Annotated in this window: 3 protein-coding genes; 1 reads left to right on the forward strand and 2 read right to left on the reverse strand. The window is 70.1% G+C overall.

The features are described from left to right. Positions 1 to 860: 860 nt before the first annotated feature. Both HW445_RS18415 and HW445_RS18420 read right to left on the reverse strand, forming a co-directional pair. Positions 861 to 2,366 (reverse strand): hypothetical protein, encoded by a 1,506-nt coding sequence (locus HW445_RS18415; RefSeq protein WP_180222090.1) that lies wholly within the window; start codon positions 2,364 to 2,366, stop codon positions 861 to 863. A 495-nt stretch (positions 2,367 to 2,861) separates the two neighbouring features. Then, on the reverse strand, positions 2,862 to 3,287 hold the full coding sequence (locus tag HW445_RS18420; protein WP_180222091.1) for a hypothetical protein: 426 nt from the start codon (positions 3,285 to 3,287) through the stop codon (positions 2,862 to 2,864). A gap of 165 nt (positions 3,288 to 3,452) precedes the next feature. Between HW445_RS18420 and HW445_RS18425 the strand changes: the two genes are divergently transcribed. Next, positions 3,453 to 4,241 (forward strand): GntR family transcriptional regulator, encoded by a 789-nt coding sequence (locus HW445_RS18425; RefSeq protein WP_180222092.1) that lies wholly within the window; start codon positions 3,453 to 3,455, stop codon positions 4,239 to 4,241. The last annotated feature ends 660 nt before the right edge of the window (positions 4,242 to 4,901 follow it).

Raw genomic sequence — 4,901 nt, forward strand, 5'->3', positions numbered from 1 at the left:
GAAAGTGCCGGCGCGAGCCCCAAGCCGCGGGTGACTGACTGACTGACTGACCGGGCGGCGGTCGCCTGAGCGGCCTCTACGGCTCCCTGAAGGGCTCTGTCGCGCAGTCGGTCAGTCAGTCAGTCACTGCTGTCGGTCCCGTGTGTCGGCCTGTCTGTCGGCCCGTGTCGCGCCGGGGAGAGTCCCCTGGTCGGCCTGTCTGTCCGTCTGTCGGTCCGTGTCTGTCCGGACTGGTCGGCACCGTCGACCCGGGGGGGTGGACGGAGGGGGCGGACGCAGCGAAGAACCTGGTCGCGTCCATCCGCCCGGGGGGGTCGGACGGGCGGCACCGGAACCGCGGCTGCCGTCACCGGAACGAGGGCGCGGTACAAATTTCTCTACTCCATCAAGGCCGCCCGCTGACGCGGTCGGCGCGGCCCGGACCGCCGCCCCGGCCGCGCTCATGCCTTCGGCCCGCGCGACCGGCCGCCGCCCTCGGCCCGCCGTCGACGACGAGCACCAGGAGCACGACGCCGAAGCCTCTCTCATGGCGAAGCAGCACACCCTTGCATTCCGATCCGACGGGTCGCCGTGCTCCGGCTGACCGCCACCCGGCACCGCCACCTGACCGCCTCCCTCAGTGCACGGGTGGCGGTGCCGTGGCGGTGGTCTGGCGGTGCCGGGTGGCGGTCAGCCGACCATGATCAAACGGAGGGTATGTACAAAGGGGGTTCCCCTCCCGGGGAACCCCGGCCAAGGCCGGGACAGACCGACTGTCGGCCTCGCGCCGCCCCGTCTCCGGGAAGTGCCGGCGCGGACCGTGGCGGCCCCGCTCCGGGACCGTCGAGACACCGCCATTGCCGTGGGCGGGTCAGGTCGGGTCACTCCTGGGCGGCACGGGCGAGAGCCATACGGAGCGGGATCTCGTCGGCCCGGTCGAGTCGACGTCGGCGGACGATCTGCCGCACCTGCTCGGTCCGGTGGACCCGGGCGACGTCCTCCCCGCGACAGGCCAGGAGTGCCCGGGTCAGCGTCTCGACCAGTTCCGGCGCGTTGTTCTCCACGGTGAATCCGGCAGGCCGGACGAAGCGGCGGACCGGGCGGCGGACCTTCCTGCGTCGGGGCTTCGGCCCTGCCGCGTACAGGGCTCCGGCCAGCCCGATCACGTCCGAGTAGCCGGAGTAGGCCGGACGGAGACCCTCGGGGTACCGGCGGACTTCCACGACCCGGGTCGCCTTGATCCAGCGGTGCCCGCCCTTGCGCTTGCCGGGCCCGTTGTCCTTCGTGGGATCCCAGATCCTCGTCCGGGACTTCAGGCGGCGCAGGGTCCGGGCGACGAACTGCGCGTCGTCGGCCGCCAGCTCGACTTCACGGATCAGCTTCTTGACTCCCCTGTAGCCCCAGAAGCGACCCGGGCCCTTGCCCGGCTCGCGCCATTCCTCGGGCACGACGTGCTGGTACTCCTTCGCCTTGAAGGAGCCGTGCTTGGCGAAGTAGACCGCCACCTTCTTCGGGTCGGACGCCTTCGCCCCCTTCTCGAAGGAGACGTTCGTTCCCGCTCCGAGGTGGCGGCGCCGGTGCTCTGCCACGTGCTCCCGCCGCGGGTCCGGCTCCCCGGTCTCGGCCTCGGCCGCGTCCATGTCGTCCTCGATGGCGGCGAACACGATGTCTGTCCACGTTGCCGACAGCCACTCCTTGAAGCCGAGCCCGTGATGCTCGACCGTGCGCCGGCGGGGCTTGCTCGACCGCTCACCGCGCTCGAAGGCCGCCATGCGGTCCGCGAACGCGGCATCGGCAAAGGCCCCAGCGGTGCCGGATGGCGGGACGCTGAGCAGGTGGAAGTGCGGGGCACCCCGCCGCTGGAACTCGAACTTCCAGACGCCCATCCACTCCGCCCCCCAAGCCCGCTCGAACCGCTTGAAGAAGGTCTCCAAGTGACCCTTGGCGGTCTTCCCGTCCGGGGCCACAGGCACCCAGTCGCCGGGGTAGGTCAGCGTCGACATGGCGGGCAGTGCCCAGTCCGCGAACAGCGGCGACCAGTCCAGGGACGACAGCACCCGGATCATGTTCGTGCGGGACTTCTGGGACCACTCGGTGATCTCCCTCTCGGTCAGCGGGACATCACCCGAGACACGACCGAGGCGGATCTCGAACTCTTCGTAGGACTCGCCGTCGCGCTGCCCTTCGACCAGCCAGGCCGCGAGCGCGTCAGCGTCCTTGGGGACCGCCTCCTGCTGCCGGACCTCGGTCCGTGCCCGGCGGGCGACGTCGGGGCGCACCATCTGCACCATGCCCGGACCGAACACGAGCCGGGGACGCGGCCCCTCAAAGCCCTGCCAGGCGAGAGGCGAGGCGTGGTCGGCCAGCATCGCGGCGGCCGCGTCCATCAGGTCCGCCGTGGGAAAGGCCGACCCGAACGGAACCCCGTCCTGACCTGCAAAAACGCTTACACGGGAAATTGTGGCTGATGTAACAAGCCCAGCGCCGTGCCCGGCAGGCAGGGGGCTGGGGAGGGCGGCCGTGGCCGCCAGCTCCGCCTCATCGGCGGGCCGCTGTGGCTCGGAGGCCCTGATCTCTCGTACTCTGGTCATAGGTCCTGTCAGTTGGCTGCGAAACCGATGGGCTGGACTTCCAGAAGCGGTCCGGGATTAGGCCCCCGGGCCGCTTCGCTTTGCTAGGGATGATCCTGGCACCTTCGGGGCCAGACGTTCCCCCGGCACGCGATACGGGCCTTGAGGCTGGTGGGGTTTGACGGTCCGAAGAAAGCCCCGCCAACCCTGGCGGGGCGTCAGGAAACCGCAGGTCGAATCCCAAATGGCCGGTAGAAGGAACCGCCGGAACGAGTGAAGCCCCGCCGATGCCGGCGGGGCTCTCGTGTGCGGTCAGACCGTGATGCCGAAGGCCCGCTCGATGTCGGCGACTGCCCGGGCGTACATCGCTCGCGCCTCCGCGTCGCCACGGCGGCTGACGGCCCGTGCGTCACGGACGAGACGGTCGACGGCGTCGCTCTCCGGTCCGCCCAAGGTCATCAGCGAGGACATCGCGTGCCAGCGGACGAGTTCGACCGACAGGTGACCGGGGATCTCCCAGTAGTAGGCGGAGTCCCAGAGGGCGGCGAGGAGGTCGTCGCCGCTGAGGTTGAGGCTCATACGGACCTCGATCCGAGGCGACCCGGCCTCACCGGGACCGAGGTCCTCGCCGACCGAGTTCACACCCGGCGTGACCCCACGGGGCACTACATGCATCCGGTCCGCCGCCTGGACCATGCGCTGTTCGAAGGTCGTCTCAGAGCCTGCCAGCATCGTCATGTCGTTTCCCTCCCGGGCTGAATCTGCATGACTGAACGGCCGGACCCGTTGCTGATGAGTACCGGTACTCAAACCATGACGTGCCCAGGGGCGAGAGTCAAGCAGTACCGGTACTGTTGACGTAAGGTGATCGGTATCCGTTCAGATTCGAAGGAAGGACGACCCATGGCACGGTACGAGGAGGTAGCGGCCGACCTGCGGCAACGCATCGACCAAGGGGAGTTTCCGACCGGCGGCACACTGCCCCGCTATGAGGACCTGACCGCCCACTACGGCGTTGGTCGCGGAGTGATCTCCGAAGCCGTCGGCATCCTGGAGCGGGAGGGCCTGGTTCGCCCCGTGAAGCGGACCGGCATCGTGGTCCTCGACCGCCCGGCCCGCCGCAGGGTCACCCGCGACCAGACCATCACCCGGGATCCCCGGCGCGGATACGTCTTCCCCGCGGCTTCCCATCCCGGTGAGGCATGGCAGGTCCACGGCCGCCCCGTTGCCGACAAGCAGCCCGCCACGGAGCGCGTCGCCGAGCTCCTGGACGTCGAGCCCGGCGCACCGACCGTCCGACGCCGACGCGTCACGAGCCCGGCCGGGGAGCCGCCGTTCCAACTGGTCGACACCTGGCTCAGCGACACCGCCGTCCAGGACTCTCCCCAAGTCGCCGAGCCCTCCACCGGTCCCGGCGGGTATCTGGACCGGCTGGAGGAAGCCGGGCACGGGCCCATCTCGTGGACCGAGCACCTGCGGGTGCGGATGCCCACCCGAGAGGAAGCCGCCCTTCTCCAGATCTCGCCCGAACTCCCGATCCTGGAGACCGTAATCCTCGGACGCTCCGGCCGGACCTCCGAGGTTCTCGAAGTCACCGTCCGAGCCATCCCCTCCGACCGTGTCGAGCTTGTGAACGAGCTGCAGCGGCACAGAAGCGCGTCCTGGCCGACGTCTCCTGTCGAGACAGCCTGACCGAACAGCGCAGAAGCCCCGGCCCGAATCCCGGCCGGGGCTTCTTTCATTCTTTCTGCCAGCCGGGAGAGAGCCGATCTGCCGCCCGGTGTGCAGGTCAGGGGCCTTCCCTGGATGGCAGAAAGAAAGAATGAAAGATCCCGGCCCGGCTTCGGGGGCGGCAGCCGTGGGCGGTTTACGTGACCAGCCGCCACCCGGCCGCCGGGCATCGCTGTTGTCCTCGAGGAAGGCAGCGGGGAGGGGAGGGGTGGCCGTCTGGGCTCCGGCCGCCGGGTATGCCGGCGCTTTCGGGCTGGCCGCCGTACCCCCGCCGTCCGTGGTGCCGGAGCACTAGGCGACCGCACCATCCGGACGTGGCTGAGCGGGAGCAGCTGCTGCCGCGCGGTGGTGGCGGCCGCCATGGTCGCTCCGCGTCGGCGCGGGCATCGTCGTGGCCCGGGCCCCATCGGTGTTCCCCCGGGGAACAGGCCACCCGCGACGAGCCGGACCCCGGCGCCACCGGGCGACGCAGCCGCCGCAGGCGGTCGCGCGATCGTCGTTGACTCACTCACTCACGGCAACAGGCCCCGGGCCGCGACCTTTCACAGGTCAAGGGACCTTCTCGCTGAGTGAGTGAGTGAGTGAGTCAACGACGGAATCGAGCACCAGGAGCACGACGCC

It is taken from the genome of Streptomyces sp. UH6, from assembly GCF_013421635.1.
GTDB lineage: Bacteria > Actinomycetota > Actinomycetes > Streptomycetales > Streptomycetaceae > Streptomyces > Streptomyces abyssomicinicus.